This window comes from Achromobacter sp. Marseille-Q4954, assembly GCF_943737025.1.
Classification (GTDB): Bacteria; Pseudomonadota; Gammaproteobacteria; order Burkholderiales; family Burkholderiaceae_B; genus Achromobacter; species Achromobacter bronchisepticus_A.
The window spans coordinates 480,455-495,337 of the sequence record NZ_CALSFQ010000004.1 but is presented as its reverse complement, the minus strand read 5'-3'; the positions used below and the strand labels follow the sequence as shown (position 1 = coordinate 495,337).

16 protein-coding genes are annotated in these 14,883 nt (G+C 67.4%); 7 read left to right on the top strand and 9 right to left on the bottom strand.

Going from position 1 to position 14,883, the window contains the following annotated elements:
* Position 1 precedes the first annotated feature (1 nt).
* Both NGK62_RS30575 and NGK62_RS30570 read right to left on the bottom strand, forming a co-directional pair.
* Positions 2-877, bottom strand: a complete 876-nt coding sequence (locus NGK62_RS30575) for a TauD/TfdA dioxygenase family protein (protein WP_059372535.1) — start codon at positions 875-877, stop codon at positions 2-4.
* A gap of 14 nt (positions 878-891) precedes the next feature.
* Positions 892-1,860 carry a Bug family tripartite tricarboxylate transporter substrate binding protein gene (locus tag NGK62_RS30570; RefSeq protein ID WP_118932492.1) on the bottom strand — a complete coding sequence of 323 codons (969 nt, stop codon included), beginning with the start codon at positions 1,858-1,860 and terminating at the stop codon, positions 892-894.
* A gap of 94 nt (positions 1,861-1,954) precedes the next feature.
* On the opposite strand from NGK62_RS30570, the gene NGK62_RS30565 reads away from it, so the two are divergent.
* Positions 1,955-2,602 (top strand): IclR family transcriptional regulator, encoded by a 648-nt coding sequence (locus tag NGK62_RS30565; protein WP_223283361.1) that lies wholly within the window; start codon positions 1,955-1,957, stop codon positions 2,600-2,602.
* Positions 2,603-2,617: 15 nt separating this feature from the next.
* Here the strand turns inward: NGK62_RS30565 and NGK62_RS30560 are convergent, their stop codons facing one another.
* On the bottom strand, positions 2,618-3,022 hold the full coding sequence (locus NGK62_RS30560; protein ID WP_251881865.1) for a RidA family protein: 405 nt from the start codon (positions 3,020-3,022) through the stop codon (positions 2,618-2,620).
* 140 nt (positions 3,023-3,162) lie between these two features.
* Here NGK62_RS30560 and NGK62_RS30555 point away from each other — a divergent pair, with 140 nt between their 5' ends.
* On the top strand, positions 3,163-4,083 hold the full coding sequence (locus tag NGK62_RS30555; RefSeq protein ID WP_118932491.1) for a LysR family transcriptional regulator: 921 nt from the start codon (positions 3,163-3,165) through the stop codon (positions 4,081-4,083).
* A gap of 34 nt (positions 4,084-4,117) precedes the next feature.
* Here the strand turns inward: NGK62_RS30555 and NGK62_RS30550 are convergent, their stop codons facing one another.
* Positions 4,118-5,833 (bottom strand): N-acyl-D-amino-acid deacylase family protein, encoded by a 1,716-nt coding sequence (locus NGK62_RS30550; protein WP_251881863.1) that lies wholly within the window; start codon positions 5,831-5,833, stop codon positions 4,118-4,120.
* 28 nt (positions 5,834-5,861) lie between these two features.
* Positions 5,862-6,872, bottom strand: coding sequence for a Bug family tripartite tricarboxylate transporter substrate binding protein (locus NGK62_RS30545; RefSeq protein WP_251881861.1), 1,011 nt, complete (start codon positions 6,870-6,872; stop codon positions 5,862-5,864).
* Between the two features lie 160 nt (positions 6,873-7,032).
* Here NGK62_RS30545 and NGK62_RS30540 point away from each other — a divergent pair, with 160 nt between their 5' ends.
* The gene (locus NGK62_RS30540) at positions 7,033-7,989 is read left to right on the top strand and encodes a LysR family transcriptional regulator (protein ID WP_251881859.1); all 957 of its coding nucleotides are present in this window, start codon (positions 7,033-7,035) and stop codon (positions 7,987-7,989) included.
* A 39-nt stretch (positions 7,990-8,028) separates the two neighbouring features.
* Here NGK62_RS30540 and NGK62_RS30535 read toward each other — a convergent pair whose 3' ends face one another.
* Positions 8,029-8,490 carry a DUF1801 domain-containing protein gene (locus NGK62_RS30535; RefSeq protein ID WP_059372553.1) on the bottom strand — a complete coding sequence of 154 codons (462 nt, stop codon included), beginning with the start codon at positions 8,488-8,490 and terminating at the stop codon, positions 8,029-8,031.
* A gap of 126 nt (positions 8,491-8,616) precedes the next feature.
* Between NGK62_RS30535 and NGK62_RS30530 the strand changes: the two genes are divergently transcribed.
* Entirely contained in the window at positions 8,617-9,201 is a 585-nt protein-coding gene (locus NGK62_RS30530) for an SAM-dependent methyltransferase (RefSeq protein WP_118932488.1), read from the top strand.
* Positions 9,202-9,223: 22 nt separating this feature from the next.
* Here the strand turns inward: NGK62_RS30530 and NGK62_RS30525 are convergent, their stop codons facing one another.
* The 3 genes from NGK62_RS30525 to ppk2 all read right to left on the bottom strand — a co-directional run bounded on the left by NGK62_RS30525 (position 9,224) and on the right by ppk2 (position 10,928).
* On the bottom strand, positions 9,224-9,670 hold the full coding sequence (locus NGK62_RS30525; RefSeq protein ID WP_059372558.1) for an SRPBCC family protein: 447 nt from the start codon (positions 9,668-9,670) through the stop codon (positions 9,224-9,226).
* A 135-nt stretch (positions 9,671-9,805) separates the two neighbouring features.
* Positions 9,806-10,060, bottom strand: coding sequence for a hypothetical protein (locus tag NGK62_RS30520; RefSeq protein ID WP_059372561.1), 255 nt, complete (start codon positions 10,058-10,060; stop codon positions 9,806-9,808).
* A gap of 46 nt (positions 10,061-10,106) precedes the next feature.
* Positions 10,107-10,928: a polyphosphate kinase 2 gene (ppk2, locus tag NGK62_RS30515; protein WP_059372564.1), complete on the bottom strand. Its 822-nt coding sequence runs from the start codon at positions 10,926-10,928 to the stop codon at positions 10,107-10,109.
* 245 nt (positions 10,929-11,173) lie between these two features.
* On the opposite strand from ppk2, the gene NGK62_RS30510 reads away from it, so the two are divergent.
* The 3 genes from NGK62_RS30510 to NGK62_RS30500 are packed head-to-tail and all read left to right on the top strand — an operon-like array spanning position 11,174 to position 14,871.
* Positions 11,174-12,721, top strand: a complete 1,548-nt coding sequence (locus NGK62_RS30510; protein ID WP_059372566.1) for an efflux transporter outer membrane subunit — start codon at positions 11,174-11,176, stop codon at positions 12,719-12,721.
* Complete coding sequence (locus NGK62_RS30505) at positions 12,714-13,823, top strand: HlyD family secretion protein (protein WP_251881857.1); 1,110 nt, start codon at positions 12,714-12,716, stop codon at positions 13,821-13,823. Before NGK62_RS30510 ends, NGK62_RS30505 begins: the two co-directional genes overlap by 8 nt.
* Positions 13,813-14,871: a DUF2955 domain-containing protein gene (locus NGK62_RS30500; RefSeq protein WP_251881855.1), complete on the top strand. Its 1,059-nt coding sequence runs from the start codon at positions 13,813-13,815 to the stop codon at positions 14,869-14,871. Before NGK62_RS30505 ends, NGK62_RS30500 begins: the two co-directional genes overlap by 11 nt.
* The last annotated feature ends 12 nt before the right edge of the window (positions 14,872-14,883 follow it).

Below are 14,883 nucleotides of genomic sequence, written 5' to 3'. Positions count from 1 at the left end.
CTCAGCGCGCGACCGCGATCGGCCGGTCGCCCGAGATCGTGGTGCGGTGCATCTCGCGGTCGAAGCCGTCGTAGTCGTTCATGGCCAGGTGCTGGGTGCAGCGGTTGTCCCACAGCGCCAGCGAGCCCGGCGCCCAGCGGAAGCGGCAGGTGAACTCCGGCCGCGCCGCGTGGCGGTACAGGAACTGCAGCAGGGGCTCGCTTTCTTCCTGGGTCATGCCGTCAAAGCGCAAGGTGTAGGTGCTGTTCACGTACAGCGCCTTCCTGCCCGTGGCCGGGTGTACGCGCACCACGGGGTGGATCACCTCGCTCGTGGCGCGGTCGTCGGTGCGCACGTCCATCTTGTGGGCGGGGTCGCCATTGTTCACCACCGCGCCGCCCGCGCCATAGGAGCGCACCGCGCTGTGCACCGCGCCCAGCCCGTCCAGGATCTGCTTCAGCCGGTCCGACAGCGCGTCGTAGGCGCGGTACATGTTCGCCCACATGGTGTCGCCGCCGTAGGGCGGAATGACGCGGCCGTACAGCGCCGAGCCCAGCGGCGGTTCTTCGGCGTAGCTCATGTCCGTGTGCCACAGTCCGCCGAACAGGCGCCGGGTGGTTTCGGCGCGGCCCTTCATGACGGGCAGAATGGTGGGGTGTCCTTCCAGCGCCCGCACGAAGGGCACTTCCAGCAGCTCGCCGAAGCGCGAGCTGAAATCGATATGCTGCTGCGGCGTCAGCTGCTGGTCGCGGAAGAACACCACCAGGTGCTCGTGCAGCGCGTTGCGCACCTCGTCGAACTGGTCGTCCGACAGCGGCCGTGACAGGTCGATGCCGCGGATTTCGGCGCCCAGCGCGCCGGCTATCGGTTGGGTTTCCAGATGGCGATACGTGGTCATGCTTGTCTCCTTGCCTATTGAAGCTTGATCTGCGCCTTGCTCACCAGCGCGCCCCACTTGTCGGTTTCCGCCGCGATGTAGCGACTGAAGTCCGCTGGCCCTTCGGCCGAAATGATGCCGCCCATGGCGCCGATCTGTTCGCGCACGTCGGGCATGGCCAGCACGGCCAGCAGTTCCTTGTTCAGGCGCTCGATGATGGGCTTGGGCGTGGCCGCCGGCGCCAGCACGCCGAACCATCCGGCGATCTCGTAGCCCGGCAGGCCGGCCTCCGCCATCGTCGGCACGTCGGGCAGCTGCGGCGAGCGCGCCGTGCTGGTGATCGCCAGCGCGCGCAGCTTGCCGGCCTTCACCAGTTGCAGCGCCGACGGCATGTTGTCGAACATCATCGGCACGTGGCCCGCCACGGTGTCGTTCAAGCCCGGCGCGCTGCCGCGGTAAGGCACGTGGGTCAGGCGCACGCCTGCGGACGAGGCGAACAGTTCGCCCGCCAGGTGCAGCGAGGTGCCGGCGCCGGGGGTGGCGTAGTCCAGCGGCGCTTTCGACTTCTTCGCGTAGGCGATCAGTTCCTGCACCGAGCGCACCGGCAGCGCGGGATTGACCACCAGCAGGTTGGGCACGCTCATCAGCATCGTGACGGGCGCCAGGTCGCGCTGCGGCTTGTAGGGCAGGTCCGGATAGAGGGCGGGGTTGATGGAGATGGGGCCGATATTGCCCATCACGATGGTGTAGCCGTCGGCCGGCTGCTTGACCGCGAAATCGGTGCCGATGTTGCCGCCGGCCCCGGCCTTGTTCTCGACGATGACGGGCTGGCCCAACCGTTCGCCGAGCTTGTGGCTGACCAAGCGGGCCAGCATGTCGGTCGATCCGCCCGGCGGGTAGGGCACGATCCATTTGACTGGCTGCGCCGGCCAGGTTGCTTGCGCCGCGGCGGATCCCGTACAGAACACGAGACCCGCCGCCAAGGCGAGTGCGATGCGTTTCATAGCTATGTCTCCTTCCCGGGCTCGCCGGTCTTGCCGGGAGCGTCGTTTATGTGTATTGTTCACCTAGTGATCAATACGTTTATTAGGTGAACGATTGAAGAATAATAGATCGATTCAACGGTGTCTATCCATCATGCGGGCCTTCCGCGGCAACGGCCGGCCCACGCTGGCCGAACTGGCGCGCGCCGTGGACCTGCCGCACGCGACCGTGCTGCGGTTTCTGCAGACGCTGGAAGAAGAGGGCTACGCGGCGCGCGAAGACAGCCGCTGGCGCCTTACGCCGCTGGTGTTCGAACTGGGTTTTGCCGCCATGGAAAGCCTGGGCGTGACGGACGCCGTGCAGGAGATCCTGCAGAACCTGGCCGACGCCTATTCCGGCACGTCCAACCTGGGCGAGGCCAACCCCGAAGGCGTGATCATCATCGGCCGCGCCATGGCGCCGGCCGAACGCCGCCGCCTGGTGGTGATGAACCTGCGCGTGGGCAGCGTGCTGCCGCCGGCCAGCGCGCTGGCCGGCGGCTTGCGTCTGGCGCCGGGGGAGTGGACCCGGTTCGACTATCCCGACAGCAACCAGGTGTCGGTGGCCGTGCCCGTGCCGCAGGCCGGCTCGCGCCTGCTGTCGGTGGGGATTTCGGTGGCCGCCCCGGAAGTGGAAGGGAACCGGCTGGAAGCGGACATGGTGCCCGCCTTGCAGCAGGCGGCGCAGACCATCGCCGGCGTGATCCGGGTCGGCGTGGTGTGAGCGTGGCGGGGCGGATCAGTCCTGGGACGTCTCTGGCAGTTTCGCGATCACCTTGATCTCGAAGTCGAAGCCATTGAGCCAGGTCACGCCCACCGCGGTCAGCGCCGGGTACGGCGCCACGCCCCAGAATTCCGGCACCACCTGCCAGATCGTCTCGAACCTGGATGCCGGATCGACCATGAACACCGTCACGTCGACCACGTCATCGAAGCTGCTGCCGGCCGCCGCCAGGATGGCTTGCAGATTGCGGAACGCAAGCCGCACATGCTCCTGCAGATCGGTCTCGGGCGTGCCGTCCTCGCGGCTGCCCACCTGTCCCGAGACAAACAGGAATCCATTGGAACGGATCGCGGGCGAATAGCGGTCGCGCTCATACAAGGCGTGACGCCCTTGGGGAAAAACAACGTCGCGTTGGGTCATAGCTATCTCCATCTATGGGCCGCATCCGGCCCGGCATTGACGATGTAGGCACTTTAGGTGGCCCCGGTGCCGCGATAAACGGGCAAGTCCGTCCATCACTGTTTGTAGAATCCAAATAATCAGGAAGAGCGGGAGCAGAGATGGACCGTTTCGACGCGATGCAGGCCTTTGCCCGGGTGGTGGAAACCGGCAGCTTCACCAAGGCCGCCGAGACCCTGCACATGAGCAAGACCAGCGTGACGCAACTGGTGCAGCAGTTGGAGGCGCGCTTGCGCGTCAAGCTGTTGAACCGCACCACCCGCAAGGTCAACGTGACCGCCGACGGCGCTGCCTACTATGAGCGCGTGCTGCGGCTGCTGGCCGACATGGACGATGCCGAGACCAGCCTGTCCGGCGCCTCGGCCGTGCCGCGGGGGCGTTTGCGCGTGGACGTGCCCAGCCCGCTGGCGCGCATGATCCTGGTGCCGGCCTTGCCGGCGTTCCATGCACAGTACCCGGACATCCAGCTGGATATGGGCGTGAGCGACCGGATCGTCGATCTGATCGGCGAGAACGTCGACTGCGTGGTGCGCGGCGGGGAACTCACCGACCAGTCGCTGATGGCGCGGCGCGTGGGCGATCTGCGGCTGGGCGTGTACGCGGCGCCGGAGTACCTGGAGCGCGCCGGCACGCCCGCGCATCCGCGCGAGCTGGAGGACACGCACCACCGCATCGTGGGCTTTCTATGGGCGCGCAACGGCAAGGCGCTGCCCTACGCCATGCGCCGCGACGGCGAGAGCATCAAGGTGCATGGCCGCCATGTGCTGGCGGTCGACGACGGCAACGCCTATCTGGCGGCCGGTCTGGCCGGGCTGGGCGTGCTCTGGCTGCCCGACTATATGTCACGCGCTCACGTCGACAGCGGCGAGCTGGTGCCGCTGTTCCAGGACTGGCGCCTGGATTCCATGCCGATGTACGTGGCGTTTCCGCCCAACCGGCACGTGAGCGCCAAGCTGCGCGTGTTCATCGATTGGGTCGCCGGGCTGTTGGGGCAGTACACGCCCGAGCCGCCGCGCGGCTGAGCCTCGCGCGCGACACGGACCGGCCTCGCCTTGTTCAAACCTGCTGGCTGCGTGCGCCGCGCAGCAGCTTGCCCGGCAATGCGCCGGTGGCCGCGCCGCCTTCGAAGATCGGCAGGCCGTTGACCAGCGTGGCCACGTAGCCGTCGGCGCGCTGGATCAGGCGGCGGCCCCCGCCGGGCAGGTCGAACACCATCTCCGGGCAATGCACGCGTACCGCATCGGGATCGATGATGTTGACGTCGGCCTTGTAGCCAGGCTGCAGCAGGCCCCGGTCCAGCAGCCCGTACACGCTGGCGGTGTCGCGCGTCTGGCGCTTGACCACGTGCTCCAGGTCCAGCAGCGGGCCGCGGCGGCGGTCGCGGGCCCAGTGGCTGAGCATGAAGGTGGGCATGCTCACGTCGCAGATGTAGCCGCAATGCGCGCCGCCATCGGACAGGCTGTTGACCGTGTAGGGCTGCTGCATCAGCTGGTGCAGATGGTCCAGGTTCTCGTACGAATAGTTGAACGACGGGTAGTACAGGATGGCCTGGCCTTCGTTCTCCAGCATCAGGTCGTAGACGATCTCCAACGGCGCGCGGCCGCTGCGCTGCGCCATGGCGGCCACGCTTTCCTCGGGTAGCGGCTCGTAGTCGGGATCGCTGCCCAGCCGGTAGATCTTGTGGAAGCTGCTGAACAGCGTTTCGGCGCGGCGGTCCAGCAGGCCGCGCTGTTCGTTCATGATGCGGCTGCGCGTGGCGGGGTCGCGCAGGCGGGCCAGCTTTTCCGCCAGCGGCAGGGCATGCAGCGCCTGGTAGCTGGGATGCGCGATGAACGGATGCAGCGTGCTTTGCCACGAAAACAGGATGCCCAGCGGACGTCCGCTGATGCCTGCCAGCAGCGGCACGCCTTCGCGGTGCGCCCGGTCCAGGCTGCTGGCGATCTGCTTCCACACATCGGGCGCGGCGTCGGTCTGCTGCAGGTTGAACAGCACGGGCAGGCGGTTGTGGCGCGCCAGCTGCTCCAGCCAGGGCATTTCGCCTTCCATGGCGGGATGGTTGGCGGTCATCTGGAACACGCCATGTCCGACCTCGCCCATGACCGAGCCCAGGGCGGTGATCTCCTCGCCGGTGGCGAAGGTGCCGGGCGGATACTTGCGCTCGTCGTACTTGTGCAGGAAGGTGCGCGAGGTGGAAAAGCCCACCGCGCCGGCCTCCAGCGCTGCGCGCACCACTTCGCGCATGGCGATCAGGTCGGCGGGCGAGGCCTCGTCGTGGTGGATGGCGCGTTCGCCCATCACATAGGCGCGCACCGCGCTGTGCGGGATCTGCGCGCCCACGTCCAGGGCCTTGGGGCGGCGGTCCAGCGCGTCCAGGTATTCGGGAAAGGTCTCCCAGTCCCACTGGATGCCTTCGGACAGCACCGAGCCGGGGATGTCCTCGACGCCCTCCATGACCTTGATCAGCCATTCGCGCCGCTCGGGCTTGACGGGAGCGAAGCCCACGCCGCAGTTGCCCATGATGGCCGTGGTGACGCCGTGCCAGGTGGAAGGGCTGAGGTACGGGTCCCAGGTGGCCTGGCCGTCGTAGTGGGTGTGGATGTCCACCCAGCCCGGGGCGACCAAGCAGCCGTCTGCGCGGATCTCGCGGCGGGCGGCGCCGGCCCGGCCTTCGGCCTGGACCACGCGTCCATCTTCGATCGCCAGGTCCGCCTGGTAGCGGGGCCGGCCCGACCCATCGACGATCGTGCCGCCGCGGATGACCAGATCATGCATTGCGCTCTCCTTTCGATACGCGCCGGGTTTATTGGAGGACCAGGCCGATGCGCTTGATCACCGCGCCCCAGCGTTCGCTGTCCCGCTGGACGATCTGCGAGAATTCCTTCGGTCCCGCGCCGCTGACCTCATTGCCCTGCGACACGATGCTCTGCGTCACTTCGGGTGTTTCCAGCGCCTCGCGGAACACCTGGGCCACGCGCTCCGCCAGCGCCGGCGGCATGTCGCCGGGGCCGAAAATGCCCTGCCAGCCGACGATGTCCAGCCCGGGTATGCCTTGCTCCATCAGGGTGGGCAGGTCCGGCAGCACGCTCAGGCGGCGGTCGGTGGCCGGACCCAGCAGCTTGACCTTGCCGGCGCGCGCGTTCTCCACGGCGGTGGCCGTGCCGTCGAAATAGACCTGGACGTCGCCCGCCAACAGCGCGCGGCTGGCGTCGGCGGTGCCCTTGTAGGGCACGTGCACGATGTCGATGCCGGTCTGCTGCTTGAGTATCTCGCCGTTCAGATGCGAGGTGGACCCGGGGCTGTAGGAAGCGAAGTTCAGCTTGCCAGGATTGGCCCGCGCGTAGTCGATCATCTGCGCCGTGGTCGAAAAGGGCGCGTCCTTGTTGGCGACCAGCACGGTGGCCGAGCGCACCACCTGGATGACCGGGGTGAAATCCTTCACCGGGTCGTAGGGCAGCTTCTTGTACAGATGCGGATTCTGCGTGTGCGTGACGACGATGGTGTAGAGCAGGGTGTAGCCATCAGGGCTGGCGCGGGCCACTTCCTGCGCGCCTATCATGGTGCCGGCGCCGGGCTTGTTGTCGACGATGACTGGCGCCCCGGTGCGTTGCGTGACCTTCATCGCCAGCATGCGCGCCAGCGCGTCCGACCCGGACCCGGCCGGAAACGGCACCACCAGGCGGATGGGCTTGCCGCCGCCCGGCCAGGGCGGGGCCTGCGTCACCGGCGCGGCCGCCGCCGAAAGACAGGCCAGGGCGCCCAGCATGGCAGCCCCGCCGCTACCCAACAGCTTCAAGAACGACTTGCGGTTCATATTGTCTCCTCCTGGGGGTAGGCAATGTCAGGCATTGCTCTGGAATGAGGTTCACCACAGGGCGCCGGCGCTGCAATTTTCCGTCGCGGCAAGTCTTTTGTAGTCTTGCCTTTGCGCTCAATCAAATGCATATTTGGCGCAATATTGATGAGAAAAATACATGAGCCTCACAATACGGTCGCTCCAGCACTACGCCGTGCTCGTCGAGGAAAAGCACTACTCCCGCGCGGCGCAGCGGCTGCATCTGACGCAGTCCGCGTTGACCCGCAGCATCCAGTCGCTGGAGGACTCGCTGGGCCTGGTGCTGGTGGACCGGGCGTCCACGGGCGTCACGCCCACGCAGGCCGGGCGCATGGTGCTGGAGCGCGCGCAGCGCATCCTGGCAGAAACCCGCGACCTGCGGCGCGAAGCCGAATTGATCCGCGGCCACGACACGGGCCGCGTGAATCTGGGCGTGGGGGCGTTTCCGGCGGCCGGCTTCCTGTCGCAGCTGCTGGTGCGCATCGCGCGCGAACATCCGGGCTTGAGCGTGCACGTCGAGATCGAAAGCTGGCAGCGCCTGCTGGACAAGCTGCAGCAGGACAAGCTGGATTTCGCGGTGGCCGTGACGCACAGCCTGCCACCGCCCGATGACTTTTCGGTGCGGCCCTTGCCGCCGCAGCACGGCGGCCTGTTCACGCGCGCCGGCCATCCGCTGCAGGGCCTGGGCAAGCCGCGGCTGCGCGCCGCGCTGGCGCAGTACCGGCTGGCCGCCACCGACCTGCCGCTGCGGGCGCGCGAGTACCTGGCCCGGCTGTACCAGGTGGCGCGCCCGGAAGACCTGCCCATCGCCTTCGAATGCGACAGCGTCGCCACGCTGCGCGAGGTGGCGCTGGGTAGCGACGTGGTGCTGTTCTGCACGCGCGAGGCCATCGCGGCCGAGCTGGCGCAGGGCGTGCTGGAGCCCTTGCCGCTCTCCTATCCCGCCGCCGGCCCGCTGACCTACAGCGTCATCCACCGCGCGCGCCGCACGCTGTCCCCGACCGCCGAGCGGGTCATCGAGCTGGTGCAGGACCTGCTGTCCGGCGCTGCCGGGCCGCAGGCCGCCGCCGGGAAGAAGCGCCGGGCACGGCGCTAACATCCCGGCCCGAGGGCGGCTGAATGCCTGGATCCGCGCCTACATCCGTTCGCCGGGCAGCGCGCTGGCCTGCTGCACCCAGTCCATGAACTGCGCTTCGTCCAGCTCGTCGTCCTCGCGGATGTCGAGATAACGCGTGTCCTGGCTCTTGGATGGCCCCGGCGGCACGGGCCGCAGCTGCGCGCCGCGAAAGAACGCTACCTTCACGTACTTGGTAAAGCAATGGATGCTCAGGAACCAGGCCTGGCCGTCCAGGCCATACAGCGGCGAGTTCCACTTGACCGCCTTCTGCACGCCGGGCGCGGCGCGCTCGATCAACGCGTCCAGGCGGCGTCCGAGATCGCTTTTCCAGCCCGGCATGGCCGCGATGTAGGCCTGCACCGGCGCGTCGCCCGCGCCTTTGGCGATCTGGGGATTGCCGCCTGACAGCAGGACGGGTTGCGAATCTGAATCTGCCTGCCTGCTGGTTTTCACCGATTTTGCGGGGGACTTTTCTGCCATGCACGGGCTCCTTTTGCTTGACCTCAAGTCGACTTGAAGTGAAAGACTATCTGCATTCCGGCACGCGGCGAACTGGAAGTGTTTTCTTGCCGCGGCCACTGACCAGCAACCTGGGAGTTCAAGCAGATGTGGGATGAACGCTACGCCGTTGAAGAATACGTGTATGGAACCGAGCCGAACGCCTTCCTGGCGGAAAACGCCGGCCTGCTCTGCGGGCCGGTGCTAAGCCTGGCCGAAGGAGAGGGACGCAATGCCGTTTTCTTGGCCTCGTTGGGTCTGGACGTGCTTGGCGTGGACGGCTCCGCGGTCGGACTGGCCAAGGCGCGCAGGCTGGCGGGGGCGCAGGGTGTATCGATCCGCACCGAAAAGGCGGACTTGGCCGAGTACGAGCCGCCGCCGGACTCCTTTGGCGCCGTCGTGTCGATCTTCGCCCACACGCCCAGCCATGTGCGCAAGAGACTGCACCGCCTGGCAGAACGGTCCTTGCGGCCAGGCGGCATCATCTTGCTGGAGGCATACCGGAAGGCGCAGTTCGGCCGTGGCACTGGCGGCCCCCCGGATGCGGACATGCTGATGGCGCGCGCGGACCTGGAGCAGGAGTTTCCGGATTGCCAGGTGCTGCTTGCGCGGGAAATCGAACGCGACGTCATCGAGGGCATATTCCACACGGGACCGGCATGCGTGGTGCAGTTCATCGCCAGAAAGAAGTGAAGGCGGGCGGCAGGCCCGCCCCTCACTCGGGAATCTCCGGTTCCACCAGCCGCATCAGTTGCGCCAGCGACTCCTGCCAGCCCAGATAGCACATCTCCGGCGGTATCGCCGCCGGTATGCCTTCCTGCACGATGCTCACCTCCGTGCCGCAGGCGACCTGCCGCAGCGTAACGGTGGTCTGCATGCGGCCGGGCAGGTTCGGATCGTCGAACTGGTCTGAATAGCGGATCTTCTGGCCCGGCGCCAGTTCCAGGTATTCGCCGCCGAAGTCGTGGCTATGGCCCGTGCCGAAATTGCGGAACGACATCTTGTGCATGCCGCCGACCCTGGCGTCCAGTTGATGGACCTGGCAGGTGTAGCCGTAAGGGGGAAGCCAGCGCGCGATCGCGTCGGGCTCCAGGAAGGCCCGATAGATGCGTTCGGCCGGCGCGCGCATTACGCGGTGGAGGGTTACGGTTCCGGTAGTCATGGTGAGTCCGCCTTTCAGGAAAGTTGTGCGTACTGACACGACGTACGAGTTGACCGGAAATCGACAGCCGGAATCCTGGGACAAACCCTTAAAAAGCACATCTGGTCACGATTTGGACGGGTGCAATGCGGCCCCTTATTCGATGGGCTCGCGCATCACCAGCACCGCGATGGTGTGGTTTTTCCAGAACACCTGATGGATGCGGGGCGCGAGCGCACGCAACTCCTCGGGACCCGTGCCGTCAAACGTCACCAGGACGGCTGGGCGCTCCCCCTCGCTCGGCACGCGCTGGATGCGGTCGAAGGACGGAAAGCCGTACTTCATGAGAAAACTCCGGATGTCCTCGTCCGAGGTGCTTTCTTCCACTTGGTTGATCAGCAGGGCAGCCATGATCGTTCTCCTTGGGGACTCCGCGGGCGTCGGAGGCGAGCGCCGCTCAGAATTTGGCGGGGACCATGCGCAACGGATGCCCCGGATCGCGGTAGCCGCCCGCCTTCTGCCGCTTGGGCAGCTTGACCTTGGCCCGCGGCATGCGCTTGTACGGAATCTGGGAGAGCAGGTGGCTGATGATGTTCAGGCGCGCCTTTTTCTTGTCGTCCGACTGCGCCACGAACCAGGGCGATACGCTGGTGTCCGTGGCCGCGAACATGTCGTCGCGGGCGCGCGAGTAGTCGTACCAGCGGCTGTAGGAATCCAGGTCCATCTTGGTCAGCTTCCAGACCTTGCGCTCGTCCGTGATGCGGGCTTGCAGCCTGCGGGTCTGTTCTTCCTCGCTGACTTCCAGCCAGTACTTCAGCAGGATGATGCCCGAGCCGATGATGGCCCGTTCAACCAGCGGCACGCCTTTCAGGAAGATCTTGACGTCGTCCTTGGAGCAGAATCCCATCACCCGCTCGACGCCGGCCCGGTTGTACCAGCTGCGGTCGAAGATCACGATCTCGCCCGCCGCCGGCAGGTGGGGCAGGTAGCGCTGCACGTACATCTGGGTTTTCTCGCGGTCCGAGGGGGCGGGCAGGGCGATCACCCGGAACACGCGCGGGCTGACGCGCTCGGTGATTGCCTTGATCGTCCCGCCCTTGCCGGCGCCGTCGCGTCCTTCGAAAAGGATGCAGACCTTGGCGCCCGTCTGGCTGACCCATTCCTGGAGCCTGACCAGTTCCACGTGCAGCCGGGCCAGTTCCTCGGCGTATTTCTTGCCCGAGAGCTTGGCTTGCGCCAGCGGTTTGTCCTCTGTTGCTGCTTTCTTCTGAGCGTTCATGACGGACTCCAGAATATGCTGCGCGGTAAGGGTGGGAGGGTTCGAATTTTTCACTGTAGCGCCGACCGTTGGCGCTTGTACACAAGCTCGCCGCAGCAGTACTTTTTATCTAGTGCCTGCGTCAAAACGATCCGCTGGCGGTAAGCGGAAAAGGTCAATAGAATCAATTCGCACGCCGCGCTTCGGCAAGGCTGGAGCTGCGTCGTGGACCTTGGCGGTTAGGCTCTACACGGACCCGATACCCGATGTCGCCGCTGACCTGTTCGAATCGGCTGTTGCTGATCGGCATGCTCTGCCTGGGCGGCTGCATGCGTGTGGGGCCGGACTTCGAGCCCCAGCGCACCAGCTGGGCCGCGGACTGGAGCACACCCGCGCTGCAGCAGGCCAGCCGCCAGCAATTGCAGCCGGACGCCCGGCAGTGGTGGCAGATCTTCGGCGATCCCATCCTGGAGGCCCTGATTGCCCAGGCCGACGCCAATAACGCGGGCCTGCGCATCGCCGGCCTGCGCATCATGGAAGCGCGCGCGCAGCTGGGCATCGCCCAGAGCGGGCGCTACCCGCAATCCCAGGTGGTCGGGGCCAACGCCCTTTACCAGCACCGGTCCTCGCGTTCGGCCGAAGGCAACCCGCGCCCCAGCAGCTTCTGGCAATACAGCGCCGGCTTCGACATAGGCTGGGAGCTGGACTTCTGGGGCCGGTTCAGCCGCGCCATCGAGTCGGCCGACGCCCTGTACTTCGAGGCCCAGGCCAATCGCGACGACGTGCTGGTGCTGCTGCACGCGCAGGTGGCCGAGAGCTACTACGCGCTGCGCACCGCCGAGGCGCGGCTGCGGATCGCCCGCGACAATGCCGCCATCCAGAAGCGCAGCTACGAAATCACGCAAAAGCTGTTCCGCAGCGGCGAGACCGACGAACTGGACCTGCAGCAGGCCCGCACGCAGTACCTGAGCACGCTCGGCACCATTCCCGAATTCGAAAGCCAGATCATGCGGACCCGCAACGCCCTGGCGGTCCTGGCGGGCCGGCCGCCCGGTCCCATGCCGGAACTGGACGACAAGACGGCGGAGGTGCCGCTGGTCGACCGCGCCGTGCTGCAGGACGTGCCCGCCAATCTGCTGCTGCGCCGTCCCGACGTCCGCGCAGCCGAACTGCGCATCGCCGCGCAGTCGGCGCAGGTGGGCGTGGCCGCGGCGGACCTCTATCCCTCGCTGACCTTGCTGGGCAGCATCGCCTGGTCCGCCACCTCGTTGGCGGGCACGGCGGGCGGCGCCGCGCTGCTGGCCGGCCCCGTCCTCAGCTGGAACGTGTTCGACCACGGCCGCCTGCAAAACAATGTGCGGGTGCAGGACGCCCGGCTGCAGCAGCTGATCGTGGCCTACCAGGACGACGTCCGGCAGGCGGCGCGCGAAGCCGACGACGCGGCCAGCGGCCTGATCAAGGCGCTGGAACGCGACGGCATCCTGCAGCAGTCGGCGCAGGCCGCGGGGCGTTCGCTCACGCTGGCCAACGCGCTCTACCGCGAAGGCTATACCGATTTCCAGCGGGTACTGGACGCGCAGCAGGCGCTGGCCGTCCAGCAGGATGCGTACGTCGTGAACCGGGGCGGCGCCGTGAGCGACCTCATCGCCCTCTACAAGGCCCTGGGCGGCGGCTGGTATAGCGCGGAGCCGGTGCTCGACCCGGCGACCCGCGAACAGATGCGGCAGCGCACCGATTGGGGCGATCTGCTATCCGAACCGGCGCCTGCCTCCGCCGCCGCCGTGTCCGCGCAAAAGGTGCGATCCGATGAGTGACTCGCCGTCCCCGCCCGCCGCGGCCCCCGCGCCGGATCCCGCAAAAAAGGGCGTCCTTTGGACGGTCCTGTTCATCGTGCTGAGCCTGGCCTGGTATCTGCTGGCCGACCGCTATACGCCGTACACGCAGCAGGCGCGGGTGCAGGCCTTTGTCGTGCCGGTGGCCTCCGAGGTTTCGGGGCGCGTGACCCGGGTGTATGTGCGCAACAACCAGGACGTCGAAGCTGGCGCGGCGCTGTTCGACGTCGACCCGGAGCATTACCGCATTGCCGTCGACCGCGCCCGCGCGGACCTGGAATCCACGCGCAGGCAGATCGGCGCCGGCACCGCGGGCATCGATTCGGCGCAGGCCTCTTTGCGCGCGGCGCAGGCCAACGAGCTGAAAGCCCGCCAGGACAGCACCCGGCTCGAAGGGTTATACCGCCAGGATCAGGGCACCGTATCGCTGCGGCGGCTGGAAATCGCGCGGGCGAATCTGACGCAGGCCATCAGCCAGGTCGCGGCCGCGCGCGCCGAGGTGCAGCGCGCGCGCGAACAGGAAGGCGGCAGCGAGGAAGACAACGCCAAGCTGCGCAGCGCCGCCGCCGCCCTGGAGAAAGCCGAGCTGGACCTGGCCAATACGCAGGTGCGGGCGCGTTCCGCAGGCCTGATCACCGACCTGCGCACCGACGCCGGGCAATTCGCCGCCGCCGGCAATCCCGTCATGACGCTGATCGCGATCCACGACGTCTGGATCAGCGCTGAAATGACCGAGAACAACCTCGGCCACATGGAGCCCGGCACGCCGGTGGCCATCATCCTGGACGCGCTGCCCGGGCAGATCTTCAAGGGCCGCGTGCGCAGCGTCGGGTATGGCGTCAACGTGGGGCCCGGCACGCCGCCCGGCAGCCTGCCCACGGTGCAGAACAGCCGCGACTGGCTGCGGCCCGCGCAGCGCTTTCCAGTCATTGTGGAATTCGATCCCGGCGACTTGCCGGCGTTGAGCGGCGTGCGCGTGGGCGGCCAGGCCGAGGTCATGGCGTTTCCCAGTTCCGGCAATCCGCTCAACCTGCTGGGCCGCGCATACATGCGGCTGATGAGCTGGCTTTCCTATGCATACTGATCCCGATCCTCGCGGGCGACGCGCCCTGCGCGTGGGCGCGGGCACCGCCTTCTGCACGGCCATCAGCTACGGCCTGGCCCTGCCCATCCCCATGGTCGCGCCGGTGCTGGGCGTCATGCTGTTGGCATCGATGAACCGGCCCCTGTCGTTCAAGAGCGGGCTGGGCCTGCTGCTGATGGCGCTGCTTGCCACCGCGATCGGCCTGCTGCTGAGTCCCTTGCTGCGCTACTACCCTTTGAGCGGGGTGCTGCTCATCGCACTGTGCCTTTACTTCGCCTTCCGTCACGGCCTGCGCGGCGGCAACAACCTGCTGTCGACCTTTCTCATCATCGGGTTGACCATGATTTCCGCCGCCGGCACCGTCGACTTCGCGCTGGCCGCCCTGGTGATCGAAGCGCTGGGCAAAGGGCTGCTGGTCGCGGTCCTGGCGCTGGGCGGCTGCCATCTGCTGTTCCCCGAGCCAGCGGCCGCGCCCGCGCCGCCCGCGGCGCCGGTCCTGCCGCCGGACGCGGCCAGCCGGCTGGCCCTGCGGGCCGCGCTCGTGGTGATGCCGGCCTTTCTGCTGGCGCTGACCGACCCGCTGGGCTACATGCCCATCATCCTGAAATCGGTCAGCCTGGGGCGCCAGAGCTGCGTCACCGCCGCGCAGGGCGCGGCCCGCGAACTGCTGGGCTCGACCCTGCTGGGCGGCGCGCTGGCGGTCGCCTTCTGGTGCGCCTTGAGCCTGTTCGTGAACCTGTGGATGTTCTTTCTCTGGATGCTGCTGTTCGGCCTCATGGCCGCGCGCAAGCTCTACCGGCTGGTTCCGACCCGCCATCCGCCCAGCTTCTGGCTGAACACGCTGGTGACGCTCGTCATCCTGCTGGGCCAGTCAGTGCAGGACAGCGCCGCCGGCAAGGACGTCTACACCGCGTTCGCGGTGCGCATGGGCTTGTTCATCGGCGTCACGCTCTATGCCTGCCTGATGCTGCGCCTGCTCGAACCCCGGGCGCCGGACAGCCGGGAATCCCGGCGGAATCCTTCAACCGCAGTCCCCTCAGACGCTTGAATCAGGAGGCAG